19 protein-coding genes are annotated in these 16,201 nt (G+C 55.9%); 15 read left to right on the plus strand and 4 right to left on the minus strand.

The annotated features are described in order from the left end of the window. Positions 1–20: 20 nt before the first annotated feature. From hemB to CAMM_RS01995, 5 genes are all read left to right on the plus strand, one after another. Positions 21–1,013, plus strand: a complete 993-nt coding sequence (gene hemB, locus CAMM_RS01975; protein WP_040355110.1) for a porphobilinogen synthase — start codon at positions 21–23, stop codon at positions 1,011–1,013. A 49-nt stretch (positions 1,014–1,062) separates the two neighbouring features. Then, positions 1,063–1,956 carry a hypothetical protein gene (locus CAMM_RS01980; RefSeq protein WP_003846734.1) on the plus strand — a complete coding sequence of 298 codons (894 nt, stop codon included), beginning with the start codon at positions 1,063–1,065 and terminating at the stop codon, positions 1,954–1,956. Between the two features lie 71 nt (positions 1,957–2,027). Further along, positions 2,028–2,513 (plus strand): hypothetical protein, encoded by a 486-nt coding sequence (locus CAMM_RS01985; RefSeq protein WP_003846731.1) that lies wholly within the window; start codon positions 2,028–2,030, stop codon positions 2,511–2,513. Between the two features lie 59 nt (positions 2,514–2,572). Beyond that, positions 2,573–3,631 (plus strand): uroporphyrinogen decarboxylase, encoded by a 1,059-nt coding sequence (hemE, locus tag CAMM_RS01990; RefSeq protein ID WP_040355140.1) that lies wholly within the window; start codon positions 2,573–2,575, stop codon positions 3,629–3,631. Beyond that, positions 3,632–5,053 carry a protoporphyrinogen oxidase gene (locus CAMM_RS01995; protein ID WP_003846727.1) on the plus strand — a complete coding sequence of 474 codons (1,422 nt, stop codon included), beginning with the start codon at positions 3,632–3,634 and terminating at the stop codon, positions 5,051–5,053. A gap of 98 nt (positions 5,054–5,151) precedes the next feature. On the opposite strand, the gene CAMM_RS02000 is transcribed toward CAMM_RS01995, so the two are convergent. Then, complete coding sequence (locus tag CAMM_RS02000; protein ID WP_040355139.1) at positions 5,152–5,988, minus strand: NAD(P)-dependent oxidoreductase; 837 nt, start codon at positions 5,986–5,988, stop codon at positions 5,152–5,154. Positions 5,989–6,028: 40 nt separating this feature from the next. Between CAMM_RS02000 and CAMM_RS02005 the strand changes: the two genes are divergently transcribed. From CAMM_RS02005 to CAMM_RS02045, 9 genes are all read left to right on the plus strand, one after another. Further along, on the plus strand, positions 6,029–6,343 hold the full coding sequence (locus CAMM_RS02005; RefSeq protein WP_003846723.1) for a DMT family transporter: 315 nt from the start codon (positions 6,029–6,031) through the stop codon (positions 6,341–6,343). 82 nt (positions 6,344–6,425) lie between these two features. Further along, positions 6,426–6,746, plus strand: coding sequence for a hypothetical protein (locus tag CAMM_RS12835; RefSeq protein WP_147581027.1), 321 nt, complete (start codon positions 6,426–6,428; stop codon positions 6,744–6,746). Between the two features lie 281 nt (positions 6,747–7,027). After that, positions 7,028–8,350, plus strand: coding sequence for a glutamate-1-semialdehyde 2,1-aminomutase (gene hemL / locus CAMM_RS02015; protein ID WP_050759849.1), 1,323 nt, complete (start codon positions 7,028–7,030; stop codon positions 8,348–8,350). Between the two features lie 74 nt (positions 8,351–8,424). Next, positions 8,425–9,033: a histidine phosphatase family protein gene (locus CAMM_RS02020; protein ID WP_040355105.1), complete on the plus strand. Its 609-nt coding sequence runs from the start codon at positions 8,425–8,427 to the stop codon at positions 9,031–9,033. A 37-nt stretch (positions 9,034–9,070) separates the two neighbouring features. Next, a complete protein-coding gene (locus CAMM_RS02025) occupies positions 9,071–9,685 on the plus strand; it encodes a TlpA disulfide reductase family protein (protein ID WP_003846716.1) in 615 nt (204 codons plus the stop codon). A gap of 39 nt (positions 9,686–9,724) precedes the next feature. Next, positions 9,725–10,480 (plus strand): cytochrome c biogenesis CcdA family protein, encoded by a 756-nt coding sequence (locus CAMM_RS02030; protein WP_003846715.1) that lies wholly within the window; start codon positions 9,725–9,727, stop codon positions 10,478–10,480. A gap of 27 nt (positions 10,481–10,507) precedes the next feature. Next, entirely contained in the window at positions 10,508–12,142 is a 1,635-nt protein-coding gene (locus CAMM_RS02035) for a cytochrome c biogenesis protein ResB (RefSeq protein ID WP_003846713.1), read from the plus strand. Between the two features lie 132 nt (positions 12,143–12,274). Further along, positions 12,275–13,333, plus strand: a complete 1,059-nt coding sequence (ccsB, locus tag CAMM_RS02040) for a c-type cytochrome biogenesis protein CcsB (protein WP_003846711.1) — start codon at positions 12,275–12,277, stop codon at positions 13,331–13,333. A 4-nt stretch (positions 13,334–13,337) separates the two neighbouring features. Next, positions 13,338–13,598: a helix-turn-helix domain-containing protein gene (locus tag CAMM_RS02045; protein ID WP_003846710.1), complete on the plus strand. Its 261-nt coding sequence runs from the start codon at positions 13,338–13,340 to the stop codon at positions 13,596–13,598. A 13-nt stretch (positions 13,599–13,611) separates the two neighbouring features. Here the strand turns inward: CAMM_RS02045 and CAMM_RS02050 are convergent, their stop codons facing one another. Next, entirely contained in the window at positions 13,612–13,932 is a 321-nt protein-coding gene (locus CAMM_RS02050; RefSeq protein WP_040355133.1) for a hypothetical protein, read from the minus strand. A gap of 42 nt (positions 13,933–13,974) precedes the next feature. Here CAMM_RS02050 and CAMM_RS02055 point away from each other — a divergent pair, with 42 nt between their 5' ends. After that, entirely contained in the window at positions 13,975–14,304 is a 330-nt protein-coding gene (locus CAMM_RS02055; protein WP_003846706.1) for a DUF4229 domain-containing protein, read from the plus strand. Between the two features lie 14 nt (positions 14,305–14,318). On the opposite strand, the gene CAMM_RS02060 is transcribed toward CAMM_RS02055, so the two are convergent. Together CAMM_RS02060 and CAMM_RS02065 are read right to left on the minus strand one after the other, a co-directional pair. Further along, the gene (locus CAMM_RS02060) at positions 14,319–15,218 is read right to left on the minus strand and encodes an AEC family transporter (protein ID WP_003846705.1); all 900 of its coding nucleotides are present in this window, start codon (positions 15,216–15,218) and stop codon (positions 14,319–14,321) included. Positions 15,219–15,221: 3 nt separating this feature from the next. Then, complete coding sequence (locus tag CAMM_RS02065; RefSeq protein ID WP_003846704.1) at positions 15,222–16,103, minus strand: 1,4-dihydroxy-2-naphthoate polyprenyltransferase; 882 nt, start codon at positions 16,101–16,103, stop codon at positions 15,222–15,224. Positions 16,104–16,201 lie beyond the last annotated feature (98 nt).

Consider the following 16,201-nt stretch of genomic DNA (forward strand, 5'->3'; position numbering starts at 1 on the left):
TTGAAGGAGCCTGATTAAAGGTGAGCTATTTCCCTCATCGTCGTCCACGTCGTCTGCGCCAAAACCCGGCCATGCGCCAGCTGGTTGCCGAAACCCAGCTGTCGCCGCGGGATCTAATCTTGCCGATGTTTTTCGCCGATGGGATTGAGCAACCGAAAGAGATTTCCTCGATGCCTGGGGTATACCAGCACACCGAGGAATCCTTGGTTCAGGCCGTCCGCGAAGCCTATGAGGCCGGCGTGCGCTGCGTGGACCTGTTTGGCGTCCCGCGCGAGGAAGACAAAGATGCCCAAGGCTCCCCAGCCTGGGATCCGGAAGGTGTACTCAACCGCGCGCTGCGCTTGTTGCGCAAAGAATTTGGCAATGACATCTTGCTGATGGCCGATACCTGCCTGGATGAGTTTACCGACCACGGTCACTGCGGCGTGCTTGATGAACAAGGCCGCGTGGACAACGACGCGACCTTGGAACTCTATGTCGCTATGGCCATTGCCCAGGCGCGCGCCGGTGCTCATATTGTGAGCCCCTCTGGAATGATGGACGGGCAAATCGGCGTGATCCGCGAGGGCCTGGATGCCGCTGGCTTTGAAGATGTTGCCATCATGGCTTATTCCGCAAAGTACGCCTCGGCCTTTTTCGGGCCGTTCCGTGAGGCGGTTGGTTCCTCGCTCGAAGGCGATCGCCGCACCTACCAGCAAGATCCGGCAAACTACCGCGAATCCATGCTGGAAGTAGACATGGATATCGAAGAAGGCGCGGACTTTGTCATGGTCAAGCCCGCTCTTCCTTATCTGGATGTACTCGCCGGTGTGGCTGAGCGTTCGCCCGTTCCTGTTGCTGCCTACCAAGTCTCTGGTGAGTACGCCATGATTAAGGCGGCGGGAGCAAATGGTTGGATAGATGAAAAAGCCGTTATGATGGAGTCTTTAATCTCAATCAAGCGTGCTGGCGCTGATCAGATTTTCACCTATTTCGCTACCGAAGCAGCTCGCATGCTGGCGAAGGATGCTTAAGCGCTAGCTTCTTCCCAGTTCGAAGCCGTCTCAAGGAGGCCTCCCCACAGTGATTTCCGTGCCATCGACTGCTAAGCAGCACAACACCCCCGCCCCTCACGGAGCAAGCCCAGTAGAGCAGCCGCAGGATAAAGACGCCAAGCGCAACTTGCCGGAACATCACGAGGCAGCACCGAAGCCTCCTGCTAACGACGAGAAATCGGGCAATTCCGAACAACAACCGGAATCCGTACGTTTACTCATTGCGGTGATGGCCGGCGCCATCGCCCTGGAATTTATCCACCAAGTCTTTTCTTTTATTCTGGCCATCATTAACTTCGATGTCCTCAAGGCCACCGCGAAGCGCACCGTGGGTGAAGATTCGGCGATGTCAGAGACGCTGATCAATATCGGCGCGTGGGGTTCTTTGGCACTGACCACATTGATCTCCCTATCCATCATCGCCGTGCTGGCGATCATGGTGTGGCTGCTCAATAAAAAGTCTAAGCACGCTGGTACTGCCCGCCGCATGCTCTTTATCTTCTCCCTGTACTTCACCTTCCGTCTCTTCCTGGTATTTATGACCAGGCCCGCTACGGGAACAGACTCTCCAGACTGGTTGTACGTCATTGACGGCTCGCTCCAGATTCTGGTCGGCGTAGCTGCAGTCTTGGTGCTGGTCTTTTCCTCGCGTGAGGAAACCTTGGAATATACCGGCGAGATGGAAAAGCTGCGTCAATTAGAACAAGAGCAAAAGAAGCTGCAGGAACAGCGCGCTCGCGAGGCCAAAGAGAAACTGGACAAGGGCGGCAAAGGCGGAAAGAACGACAAAAACCGCAAGAATGTCCAGGATGAAGAAGACTACGGCACCTTCAAGGGCATGGTCGGGCGCTGGTTTAAGTCGGGTAAGAAAAACGATAACGAAAAGAATAAGAAAAACGACAAGAACCAGGACTCGAAGTAAGGTCGAAGCTAGCCAGCGCTGGTGACAGCACTAGAGTTACAGCAGAAATACACAACATAAGGATTTGCGCGATGGACGATTTCGATCGACGGCAAGGACCGGTTGATTACAACCGCGGGTACACCCCTCCGCGCATTCCGCATGAGGTTTCACCGGCGTCGCTGCGCTGGGCTTATTGGATTCTGGTTGTTGCCGCCGTGGTCATGCTGTGCGCGGGACTGTTTGGTATTTTCGGCACCGGTGCAGAGCCGGTAGTAGAAGAACCTGGACCGGTGAAATTTAACCGCTATTTGATCGCCGGGATCAATATCGTTGGCGCCATTATTATTTCCGTGACCTCGCCGCAATTGGCGCAAGGTTCCAAACTCGCCCGCCGCATCATCACGGTCACGGCAGCAGTGGTGCTTTTTGTCATCGTCGCTGGCTTCCTCATTGGAGTCTCCGGGTTCTTCCTAGTTGTCATCCCCGTGCTGGTAGCCGCCGGATTACTGTTGATGTTCCGGCCGGCATCGAATGACTTCATCGCGAAGAAAGCTGGCGACCCGAACTGGGATTGATCCCCACGACATACTGCAGGACTCATACTTTCGGACGATAGTGGGGCATAATGGCAGTTATGTCGAAACGTCATCTCACCAATGCTCCCTTGCTTGATGCTGCTGCTGGCAAAACCCCATCGCGCCCAGCAGTGTGGTTTATGCGCCAGGCAGGTCGTTCACTACCGGAATACCGCACCGCACGCGAGGGCATCACGATGTTGGATTCGTGCTTCATGCCAGAGCTGCTAGCCGAAATTACGCTCCAACCAGTACGCCGTCACGATGTTGACGCCGCGATTTTATTCTCCGATATCGTTGTTCCGCTGCGCGCTGCTGGAATCGGCGTTGATATTGTCGCCGGACGCGGCCCCGTAATGGACAAGCCGGTTCGTACCCGCAGCGATATTGATAATCTTCCTATCCTCGATGAGCACGTGGATGAGGTCGCTGATGGTATCAGGATCATCTTGGATGAACTCACCGATACCCAAGCGCTCATCGGCTTTGTTGGCGCGCCCTTTACCCTGGCGTCGTACCTTGTTGAAGGTGGTCCTTCGAAAAACCACGAAAAGACCAAAGCGCTCATGCATTCTGAGCCAGAGACCTGGCACGCACTGATGAAGCGTTTGGTTCCCACCATTATTAACTTCCTGGATGTTCAAATTGATGCTGGCATTGATGCCATGCAGCTCTTTGACTCCTGGGCGGGCTACCTCAACCGTGAGGACTACCGTAAATACGTACTGCCATATTCCACGCAGATCCTTGACCATGTACAAGGCGTAGTACCTCGTATTCACTTTGGCGTGGGCACCGGAGAGCTATTGCCAGCGATGGCCGAAGCGGGTTCGGAAGTCATGGGCGTGGATTACCGGGTGCGCATGGATGAAGCTGCCGAACGCATCCACGCCGCGCACGGTGCGCATGCATTACAGGGTAACTTGGATCCCGCAATGTTATTTGCTGGCGACGATGCCGTGCGCCAGGCAGTACGCTCAATCCGCGACCAGGTGGCAACCGCCCAACAAGCAGGTCATGCAACCGGGCATATCTGGAACTTGGGACATGGCGTCCTGCCAACCACGGAAGCAGAAGCAATTACGCGTGCTGTCGCGATCATTCACGAGGAGGGCTAAATGAGAATTGCCATTGTTGGCGCAGGTCTAGCGGGGTTAACCACCGCGTATGAGCTTCGACAGGCACAATCTGGACACGATGTGCACGTTGACGTATTCGAAGCCTCAGATCGAATTGGCGGCAAGCTTTTTACCGTGCCGTTTAATGATGGGCCCGTCGACCTTGGCGCGGAAGCTTTCTTGGCACGCCGCGAGGATGCGCTGGAGTTTTTCGCCGACCTTGGCCTAGAGCAATCCTTGGTGGAGCCTTCCGGAAAATCCTCGCTGGTTTATTCCGCTGACACCTTGGATAACCTGCCCCGCGGCGGAGTCATGGGCATTCCCTCGTCTTCAGCCCCGATTACACACTTGATCAGTGCGGACACCGCAGCGCGTATCGATGCGGAAAAAGACGCGGAGGCCATTGACTGGACACCGGGAGAAGACCGGAGCATCGGCAAGCTAGTGCGCGAGCGCTACGGCGATGAAGTAGTCGACCGCGTGGTCTCGTCGTTACTCGGTGGGGTGTATTCCTGCCTGGCTGATGATTTAGGCATTCGCGCGACTGTCCCGCAGTTGGCAGAAGCACTTGACGGCTTGGCTGAAGCAGGGGAGAAGGTCACCTTGTCCGGTGCCGTATCCAAGATTGAGCAGTCCCGTCCAGCGCCGACTGATGGACCAAGTAAGCCCGTATTCAATGCCTTTTCCGGCGGCTATGCCGAGTTGTATGAAACCCTCGCGGAAAAATCTGAAGCAGATATTCACCTGGATACCTTCGTTTCAGGCATCAGCTTTGATACCAAGACACAGCAATACACGATCACTGGGCAGGGAATCCCGGGGGATACCGAGCCATATGACCGCGTGGTTGTAGCGACCCCGGCGCCGACGACTGCGCGCTTGCTCGCCAAGGTGGCTCCAGAAGCTGCCGAAGCACTCCGGCCGGTCAAGCTGGCAAGTTCTGCGGTGGTGGGGCTGAAATTTGATTCGGATGAAGGTTTGCCTGATGCCTCCGGCGTGCTGATTGCTGCGGATCAGCCGGGCGTGCACGCCAAGGCGTTTACGTTTAGTTCGAAGAAATGGCCACATATCAAAGACCGCATTGGCCAGGGTGCGCTCATCCGCGTGAGCTTTGGTCGCTTCGGTGATGACTCTTTGGCGCGCGAAGAAGAAGATACCTTGGTCGACTATGCCTTAGATGATCTGCTGACCATCACCGGCTTTGATGCCCGCGCAGCTGGGGTGAGTGAAATCTATACTCAGCGCTGGTTCGGCGGGCTGCCGCGTTTTGATGAACATCATCTGGCAACGGTTGCCACAGTGCGGGAGAAGATTACCGCGCAGCCAGGACTCGAAGTCACCGGCGCTTGGGCCGGCGGGGTAGGAGTACCCGCGGTCATCGCCGATGCGCGTGCGGCAGCTAACCGTATCCTCAGTAGCTAGATATTAAGGCGACCTGACCGGCGATAATACGAAAGCCCAAGCTGTTTCCACATGTGGAAGCAGCTTGGGCTTGTGCGTTAGCTGGTTAAAACCTCGCGCTAGTCTTTGCAGTAGACGAAGATGGAGGAGAAGTCCTCATCGCCGTGGCCGAGTTCTTGCTGGCGTTCAAAGTTTTGCATCGCTGCTTCCACGGCAGGCAGCGGCACTTTCGCGGTATCTACCATCAACTTGGAATCCTTACACAAAGCATCCACAGTGAAATCACCCGGGCTGGTCGCGCGTTCGCCCACGATAAATGGTGCTTTCATATTCTTCATGAATGCCAAGCCGGTGATATCCAGCATCTGCAAAATCTCATCTTGCGCCAGGCCTTCCGCCTCACCCAGGTTGAGTGCTTCCAGAACACCTTGCGCGGTGACTGAGAGCGCCAAGTTGGCCAGCAGCTTGCCGGTGGCGGCTTTGGCCGCAGAATCTACACCGATGAGCTTTTCCTCACCGGCCCACGGACGGGCAATATCTAGTGCTACTTCCCGGCGGGATGCATCTGGGGTTCCGACATAAACGCCTAGTTCGCCGTTGCGCGCTGGGATCAAGGAACCGACCACGGGTGCGTGCACATAGGAGTCAACAGCCTCGGCGAATTCGCGGGCTGCCTCCGGCGAGACAGTCGTGGTATCAATCCAGGTAATACCCTTAGGAATCAGGTTCTGGGAGATAACCACCTCGCGGATGTCATCAGGACCAAAGAGGGACGTGATGATCACTTCTGCGTCCTTGACGGCGTCCGCCGGGGAGTCGGCCAGGGTGGCGCCTTCGTCAACTAGAGGCTGCGCGCGCTTAGCCGTGCGGTTCCACACTGTGACGTCGTGGGATTTCATCACGTGACGCGCCAGTTCGGAGCCCATGCGACCAGTACCTAAAAATGCAATCTTCATAGTTGCCCATTGTGCCAAAGATTTGCCAAAGTAGGAGGTTATGGCATGGATCATTCTTATTCTTTCCGGCGCATTTGAGTCCGTGTGGGCTATTGCTTTGTCCAAGGCAGAAGGATTTACGCGATTATGGCCGTCGGTAGCCTTCTTTGCCGCACTAGCTATCTCCATGGGCGGGCTGGCCTGGGCCATGAAATCTCTTCCTGTGGGTACCGCTTATGCGGTGTGGGTAGGTGTTGGCGCTTCGATTACCATCCTGTATTCCTTTGCCGCCGGCGAAGAAGCCGTGACGACGTTAAAAATTATCTTCCTGCTGATGATCGTCGCCGGCATCATTGGCCTGCGCGTGGTCAACTAAGGAACCACAAGGCGTAGATCTGGGATATCTGCACCCGGAAATTTCAATACCGGACCTTGTTTCGCCGGCGGGGGAGCTGGCTGTGGAGCAGGACGCGGTGGTGCAGGCCGAGGAGCTGGTGGGGGAGGCGGCGGTGGCGCCGGAGCTGGCGCTTGCGGTGGTACAGGCTGCGGTGCTGGAGCCGATTGTGGCTGTGGCACAGGCTCGGCAGGTGCGGGCACTTCCGGAGGAGATTCTGGGGTGCCTTCTTGTTCCTCCAGAGGGTCAGGCAAGGCGGACGATGACGCTGATTGTGATGTCCGTGACGCAGCGAGACGCTCAACAAAATCCTCGCGCCGAGAAATCGGCTGCGGCACATGCGCGGGTTGCCACTGATGAGCACTGTGCGAGGCCGTGCGCGTAATTGGTTTTTCATCAACTCCGCATGCAGTCAACCCGCTTGCGCCGATAGCTAAGATTAAGCCCACCAGCAGCGGATACCTTCCACGGCGGGTGGTGGGATAAACAACAGATGGAACATCGAAAAGCATTGCCGAACCCCCGAATCTGGCAAGAAAGATAAAGAAGAATCCCCCGAGACTTCTCATATAAAACCTAAGGTGAGTTTAACCCGGCTGAACCGATGCCGCATCACAGCAGTTACTCAAACTTTTGTATAGCCACAAAATACGTACAATGAAGGCTATGGTTTCTTCCCCGGACTCTTCCTTGTCGTCTGCAACGTCTACTTCTGCGCAGTGGTTTTCGCGCGCCGAGAAGGTTACGCCAGGTGGCGTGAACTCTCCTGTGCGCGCCTTCGGCTCCGTCGGTGGCCAAGCGCGTGTCATTGCCTCGGCGCAGGGCTCCAAGCTTACCGATGTTGATGGCAATACCTTTGTTGACCTGGTTGGCTCCTATGGCCCGATGATTCACGGCAATGCCCACCCGGATATCGTTCAGGCCGTGCAAGATAGCGCACGTGATGGCCTGAGCTTTGGTGCACCAACTGTTGGCGAGACCCTGTTGGTGGAAGAGATTATCTCTCGTACCGCTGCGGAAAAAGTCCGCTTGGTCAACTCCGGTACGGAGGCCACCATGTCCGCGGTGCGCTTGGCACGTGGGTTTACCGGCCGCGCCAAGGTCTTGAAGTTTGACGGCTGCTACCACGGTCACGTGGATGCGTTGCTGGCCGCGGCAGGTTCCGGCGTGGCAACGTTGGCGCTGCCAGATTCCCCGGGTGTCACCGGTGCGGCGGCCGCGGATACCATCGTGGTTCCTTATAACGATCTGGACGCCGTCAAGCAGGCTTTTGCCGATAATCCAGGAGAGATTGCCTGCATTATCACCGAAGCCGCAGCCGGCAATATGGGCACCGTGGCACCGGAGGAAGGTTTCAACCATGCGCTCAAAGACATCGCGCATGCTGATGGCGCGTTGTTGATTTTGGATGAGGTGATGACTGGGTTCCGCACCTCGCACCAGGGCTGGTTCGGCGTCGACCATGTCGCCGGTGACTTGGTCACCTTCGGCAAGGTTCTCTCCGGCGGGCTGCCCGCAGCCGCTTTTGGTGGACGCGCGGACATCATGGATTACTTGGCACCAGTCGGGCCCGTCTACCAGGCAGGAACGTTGTCCGGTAACCCAGTGGCAATGGCATCAGGTTTGGCATCGCTAAAGCTTGCCGATGAATCCCTGTACCCGCGCCTTGCCGCCCACGCCGATAGGTTGTCGGATCTGATTTCTTCCGCACTAGATGGCGAAGGTGTAGCGCACCATATGCAGCGTGCTTCGTCGATGCTGTCGATTCGCTTTGCGGATGGTGAAGGCCGCAACTTTGATGACATGAAGGCAGCGGATACCTTCCGCTTTGCTCCGTTCTTCCACGAGCTATTGCAGGCTGGGGTCATGGTTCCACCGAGCCCATTTGAGACGTGGTTTGTATCTGATGCGCTAACGGACGATGATTTTGAGGTAATCGAAAAAGCGCTCAAGCCCGCAGCACGTGCTGCAGCACAGGCAACGGCGTAAGTTTTTTAAGCTCCACTTAGCGGTTTAGGCTGTTGAGTTGAGCCTGGAAAAACCAATTGGAAGGAACCCCAGCTGTGACGAAAACTCTCGTCCACCTCGTGCGCCACGGCGAGGTCCACAACCCAGATCGAATTTTATATGGCCGCATCCCCGGCTATCATCTCTCGGCCCGTGGGCACTCCATGGCGGCGCGCACCGCGAAGGCTTTTGAAGACCACGATGTCACCTATTTGGCGGCGTCACCGCTGCAGCGCACCCAAGAAACGGCACAGCCTTTTGCTAAGGTCACCGGTCTGGACGTGGAAATCGATAAGACGCTGATTGAATCCGGCAACCGCTTTGAAGGCTTGCACGTTAAGGGTCTGCGCTCCGCGCTGTGGAATCCGCAACGCTGGCCGCTTTTGCACAATCCCTTGCAACCAAGCTGGGGTGAGCCGTTTACTGAGATTGCTTCGCGCATGATGGACTCGGTCGAACGCGCGCGTGCGCACGCCGAAGGTCATGAGGCGATTTTGATCAGCCACCAGCTGCCCATCGTCATGGTGCAGCGCACCGTCTTGGGCTTGCGTTTAGCGCATGCGCCATGGAACCGTGAATGCGATCTGGCTTCCGTATCTACCTTGGTCTTTGACGGTGAGCAGATTATCGATATTTTCTACTCATCACCTGCACAAAGCATCTAATTTTCCTGCACCATACCCCGTTGAGAAAGTCTAGTTCATGTTTGATACCAAGCGCCTTGCGTCAGCAGCTGTAATTGCTGCCGCTAGCGTGCTCTTAGCCTCGTGTGCCCAAGAATCCGACAACGCGCAAAATGCTGTTGCACAAGGCGCCACGTTCGAATTCATCACGCCAGGCGGACAGCAAGAGATTTTCTATGAGGAACAAGACCGCAAACCGCTGCAGTCTTTTTCCGGCGAATCCTTGATGGATGAATCCGAAACCATCTCTTTAGATGACTATGAAGGTGAAATCGTAGTCCTGAACTCGTGGGGACAGTGGTGCGCACCGTGCCGCGCGGAAGTCGATGATTTGCAGCGCGTGCAAGAAGAATTAGATGAACGTGATCTTGGCACGGTACTAGGCATTAATGTCCGCGACTACAACCCACAGATCGCGCGCGATTTTAAAGAAGACAACGGGGTGACCTTCCCGTCGATCTATGACCCGCCATTTCGCACGGCAGCAGCACTCGGTGGTGTTCCCACCTCCGTGGTGCCCACCACCATTGTCCTGGATGCTCAACACCGTCCAGCAGCCGTCTTCTTGCGTGGCATCACCGAGCAAGATGTCTTAGATGTGGTCGATGACCTCGAGCAGGAACAAGCGAGTTAACACGTGACTGATATTGGAAGTGCCTTTGCAGATACGGCCATGAGTGGGCCGTTATTGCTGGGGCTTTTAGCAGCGGCTGCCGCCGGGCTGGTCTCATTTGCCTCGCCATGCGTGGTGCCGCTGGTACCGGGCTATATGTCCTATCTCGCCGGGCTTGTCGGCGGCCAGGTGGAATTTAAAAATAACCAACCCGTGGTCACCAAACAACGCCAATGGGCAGTCGTGGGTGCAGCATTGCTGTTTATCCTCGGGTTTACCATTGTGTTCGTGCTCGCGACCGTGTCAGTATTCGGCGCGATTTCCATGCTCACACTCAACGCGGGCACACTCATGCGCATCGGCGGCATCATCACCATCTTGATGGGCATCGTGTTCATGGGCGGTATCGGCTTTATGCAAAGCGATACCCGCATGGCCCCGAAGCGCTGGACCAATTGGCTGGGCGCGCCACTGCTCGGCGGAGTATTCGCCTTGGGCTGGACCCCATGTTTGGGACCCACCCTGGCCGCGATTATTTCCGTATCCGCAGGAACCGAAGGCATGACAGCGGTGCGTGGCACCTTGTTAATCATTGGTTACTGCCTGGGCTTGGGCTTGCCATTTCTCCTTGTTGCGTTGGGCTCTGTTCGTGCCATGCGCAGCGTCGAGTGGATGCGTAAGCACTCCCGCATGATTCAAATCATCGGTGGTATCACCATGATCATCGTTGGTGTTTTGCTTGTGTCAGGCGCATGGGCATACTTCATCAACTGGGTTCGTCAATGGACCGTCGAATACGGCATGACGCTAATTTAAGCGTAGAAATAGGAGACCGTCCCCACCATGAAGAAAATCCGCACTGCCCTTCGCCGTTCCTGGCACTGGCTTACCAGCATGCGCACCGCGCTGGCATTGTTATTCTTGCTCGCTCTGGCAGCGATCCCCGGATCCCTGCTGCCGCAGCGTGACCTAAATGAATCCAATGTCAATGATTTCATTGCCTCCAATGGCCGCGTCGCAGAAATCTACGACAAGCTACAGCTTTTCGATGTCTTCAACTCCACCTGGTTCAGCGCCATTTTCGTGCTGCTGACCATTTCCTTGGTGGGCTGTATCGTGCCGCGTTCCTGGGATCACTACAAAGCGTGGAAGACCCCACCAACCCGTGCGCCGCGCAACCTGCACCGGATGCAGATGCACGCCAAGGGCGAGACCGAACGCAGCTTTGAACAGATGCAGGCGCAGGTCAAAACCAAGCTCAAAAAGTGGCGCGTCTCCGAATTTCAACCCAACGAGGACCGCGCGGGCGCCTATGCCATTTCCGCCGAACGTGGCTATGGCCGCGAGCTGGCGAACCTGATCTTCCACATTTCTTTGGTTGCGGTGCTCATCACCGTCGCTTTTGGCCGCTTGGTCTACTACGAAGGCCAGGTCATCGTGGTCACCGATACCGGTTCTACCGACTTGGAACGATCAAACGAGTTTTGTAATACCTCGCTGTCGAACTATGACAGCTTCCGCGCCGGAGCGCTTTTCGATGGCACCGGCTTGCATGACTTCTGCTTCCAAGCCCATGATTTCGTGGCAGATTACCTGCCTAATGGCCAGGCAGAGATGTTTACCTCGAATATCTCCTTTGCCAAGGGCGATGAGATCTTCCAAGACCCAGAGACTTGGGAAGATTATGAGCTCAAGGTCAACCACCCACTGCGCACGGATAACAACCGCATCTACCTGCAAGGCCACGGCTTTGCACCGACGGTTACGGTGGAATGGCCCAATGGCGAAAAGCGCACCCAAACGGTGCAATTCCGCCCCGATGACCCGACTTTCTTCCTGTCTTCTGGCGTGATGCGCTTTGACCCACCAGCGGGCATGTACCCGGATCTTTATGATCGCCGCCAAAACCAGCTTGCTATTCAGGGGCTATTTGCACCGACCGCCAGCTGGGACGGCGAAAATAATGAACTGCTGACTTCCAGCTACCCATCGATGACAGATCCAGCGATGGCCGTGGATATCTACCGCGGTGATGCCGGGTTAGATACCGGTACCGCGCAATCTATCTTCGACCTGGATTCTTCATTGGTGCACTCTGGTCAGCTCCAGCGCATCGACCGTGTGAACTTAACGATGGATGAATCCGTAACCCTGGATGATGGCACTACGGTGACCTTCAATGGCGCGAATGAATACGCCAACTTCCAGATCTCTTACGACCCCACACAAAAGTGGGTCTTGGTCTCCGCAATGACCATGCTGATCTCTTTGGTCTTCTCACTGGTGATTAAGCGTCGCCGTATCTGGATCCGTCTGCGCCCGATTGAAGGTGGCACGGGCACCGCCATTGAAATGGGCGGTTTGGCACGCACAGATCGCGCCGGTTGGTCAGAGGAATTCGACGAGCTCTACCGCGACTTGCTGGAGCTGCCTGACCCGGATGAAGTCGAGGAAGACGTATTGTTCGCAGAAGACTAAACCTCAAGTATTTCTCGTGCTCAGCACCCTGTACTCAATCGTCCGAAAGTTGGTTACGGTTGGACAAAAGTAGTAGGGTGTGTGGGTATATACGCCACTTTGTGTGGTCTAACTCCGATAGGTAAGAAATTGATGCCGGTTAATCAGAATCTGTCTAACTTCTCAGACATTGCGTTTCAGACTGCATTTGTGGTCTACGCAGTCGCACTAGTGTTTTCGCTGGTATATTACGGCCGTCTCAATGGTGTTATTACCGCCCGCCGCGAACACGCCGAGGCTCAAGCGAAGACTCGTGAAGACTCCAAGGCCAGCGTTAAGGCCACGGCCAGCGTTGCTGCCCAGGGTGGTGACTCGAGCGATGCTCTCGCTGTGGATGAGGCGGCGAATGAAACATCGACAAGCGTCTCTGCGTCCGATATCGCTGCCCAAGAATCCAAGGTGGACCGCCTTGGCGGCATGACGAACTCGCTGCTGTGGGTTGCCTTGGCACTTCACCTGGCCTCCATTGTGCTGCGTGGTTTAGCGGTTAATCGCTTCCCACTGGGCAATTTGTACGAGTATATGATGATGATCACCTTCGGCGCGATGGTGGCGGTCATGATTGCAATGCAGCGCAAAGAGTGGCGCACCTTGTGGCCATGGGTTCTTACCCCGCTGCTGGCATTGATGTTTTATGGCTCCACCAAGCTTTATGCCGAATCTGCACCCGTGGTGCCGGCGCTGCAGTCCTACTGGCTGCCCGTGCACGTGACCATCGTGTCCCTGGGTGGTTCCTTAGGTATTGTCTCCGGTATTGGCTCCATCTTGCACTTGCTGCGCCGCGCGCAGCCCAAGGGCAAGGAAAAGGGCTTTTTCGGCACCGTGGCTAAGCCGTTGCCATCGGCGAAGAAGCTCGACCAGATGGCTTACCGCGTCGCCGTGGTGACCTTGCCAGTGCTTGGCCTGGGTATCGTGCTGGGCGCAATTTGGGCCGAAGCTGCCTGGGGTCGTTTCTGGGGCTGGGACCCGAAGGAAACTGTCTCGTTTGCGACCTGGATTTTGTATGCCGCGTATCTGCACGCCCGTGCAACACCATCGTGGGCGAAGTTTGCGCCGTGGATTAATATCATCGCCTTGGCTACGATGATCTTTAACTTGTTCTTTATCAACATGGTGGTCTCCGGTCTCCACTCCTACGCTGGGCTAAATTAATTTCATGAGCAATCCAACACGCAAGAAGCAAGGAAAGCCCGCCAGCGATAATCACACGCTGGTGGAGTTGGGTCAGCTGCTTGCGCAGCGGCGCCGTGATTCTGGGATCGTGCAGCAGGATTTAGCAAAGACCGTGGGCGTATCCCGCTCTACGTTGCACACCATTGAACACGGTGGGGAAGGCGTGCGCTGGGAAAAGGTCGTTGCCGTGGCGCACGCGCTGAATCTTGATATCGAGTTCGTTCCCCAAAAATCCGTGAGCTAATTTTTTCAGCTAGCTAGTCTTCAGACCGCGGATTATTCCTATTATCCGGGTTATCCCGGTTGTCCGTGTCATCGGAGGAATCCGGTAAATCTTTCCGGTTGCCTGATTGTGGGCGACGCTTTTCTTCTGCCGCACGCTCGCGTTCGCGGCGTTGTTTGAAAGCTTCTTTTTCTAATTCCCACAAGAAGTTTTCATCATCATCGGGGCCTTTAATTTCCCGCTGCGGTGGCGCAGCGGTGGTCTTTGCCTTCTGGTTCCACGAGCTGGGGCCAAAGGCTTTCCAGACTAAAACAACGGCTGCGATAATCAGTAGCAGTATTAATATTCGACCCATGTAGGCCATTCTACGGGGCGAAAATCGAAGGAGGTAAACTCAATGCCTGTGGATGATCAAGCACCAATTCCAGACCCTGAACTTCGGAAGAAGTCCCGCCGGGCTGTTGTAAAATATGGCCTCGCGCGCCTTGCCCTGTTTGTGGTTTTGACTATCGTCATTCAAACCGTGGCGGTTGTGATCGATGCACCGATTCCTTTGGTATTTACCGCCCTGCTGGCGTTGTTTGTCGCACTGCCGCTGTCGATGTTGATTTTCTCGCAGTGGCGCATGGAAGCTACCCAATCCATCGGGGAATACTCCCAGCAGCGTAAAGAACACAAAGCCTGGGTACAGCGCGAGCTGTCCGGCCGTGGCGATAGCGAAGACTAAAGCTTTGCTGGGTTTTACCGCCCAAAGAGCATAGCGATAATCAACATCACCGGCAGCGATGCGAACGTGGTGATAAAGACCGTATCGCGAGCAATGGTTTGACCCGTTTCATAGGTCGCCGCGTAGTTATAGACATTTTGTGCTGTCGGCAATGCACACAAGATGGTGCAGGCATAGACCAGGTTCTCATCCATTCCCAGCAAGGTGGCGGTAAGAAAACCGGCCAGGGGCATAGCAAAGAGTTTGAGCGCGGATGCGGTCAGGACTGCTGGGCGCATCTCCTTGTCGGAGAGCACGGTGCTGCCGAAAATAGACGCACCGAAGCTCATGAGCACCATTGGAATGGATGCGCCGCCCAACAAGGCGATGGGTTCGGCGACTGGATCAGGAAGTTGCCAACCCATGATTGCGACGACAAAGCCGGCAATCGATGCGGCGACAACGGGGTTGAGCAGTCCTGCCTTGATTGAGCCCAAGATGGATTGACCGCCAATCAGACCCAAATAGATCGGGGTAAAGACCATCATCTGCAACAACATGATGGGAACGACGTGCGTGGCATCGCCGATAACGTAAATACTGACCGGCAGGCCAATATTGACGGAGTTGAAATAACTCGCTGACGCGGAGCCAATACCAATGCCGCCTGCACCTTGGCGAAAGAAGATAGCGCCATAAATCACCGAAACCGCAACGGTGGCCACGGTGATGACCAAGGTGACAGGGGTGAGGAAGTTTTCCGGGTCGGCTGTGGAGACGGCATCGAAAAGCAGCGCTGGCGTCGCGGCATAAAAGGCGACGCGGTTGAACATGAGCCGTTCCATATCGGTACGGATGATTTTCGTGCGTGCCAAAAGCCAGCCGACCGCAATAACGGCCAAGATGATGGCAAAACCTGTAATGACGCCCAGCATAAATTACACCAACGCCACTGCAAGACCGGAAACAACAGCCCAAATCAGCATGGCCCGGCCCGTCAGGCCCAGTACCGGAATCAGCTGCGGACCACGCGCACCGCGATTGACCGTGCGCACGGATTTCAGAGCAAACGGGATGTAGACCAAGCCGACAAGCGCCAGCCACGAACCAATAGCAATGAGGATGGTGTAGACCACCGGCAAGGTCAGCAATACCGTAAAGAGCATGCGTGAGCGGGCATCACCCAAACGCACCGCGAGGGTGATCTTTCCGGTTTCGGAATCCGAGGGGATATCGCGAATATTATTGGCTAGGTTCACCGCCGCGCTCATGCCGCCCACACCCAGCGCGAGCAGCAGACCAGTCCACGACAGCGTTCCAGCCTGGGTAAATTGCGTACCCAATACGGCGATGAGCCCAAAGAAGATAAAGACGGCGACTTCTCCCAGACCACGGTAGCCATAGGGGTTTTTGCCGCCGGTGTAAAACCATGCCCCGGCTATGCAGAAGGCTCCGATGAGGATAAACCACCACGCGCCAGCAGCCAGCGATAACCAAATGCCAGCGATGGCTGCGACGGCGAAGGAACCAAAGGCTGCATATTTTACGTGCTGTGGCTTGGCCAAACCGCCACCGGTCAGCCGTTGCGGGCCAGAGCGATCATCATCGGTACCTCGGATGCCATCGGAGTAATCATTGGCAAAGTTGACGCCAATGATTAACGCCCAGGCCACAATCAGTGCCAGTAGTGCCCGGCCAAAGTGAAACCCGCCGATCCCCGCCGCGGCACCGGTACCTGCGAAAACAGGGGCAAATGCATTCGCCCAGGTGTGTGGGCGCGCGCCCTCAAGCCAATTTTTTGCACTAGACATAGCGTTCATTGTCTCACGAAGAGCGAATGCGCGTCGCAGCGGTGCAGCACGACCACGAATTCTATCGTGACGTAGTCGCCGATGATGTCAGGGGAGTTGCGGTGCTT

It is taken from the genome of Corynebacterium ammoniagenes DSM 20306 (assembly GCF_001941425.1).
Lineage (GTDB): Bacteria > Actinomycetota > Actinomycetes > Mycobacteriales > Mycobacteriaceae > Corynebacterium > Corynebacterium ammoniagenes.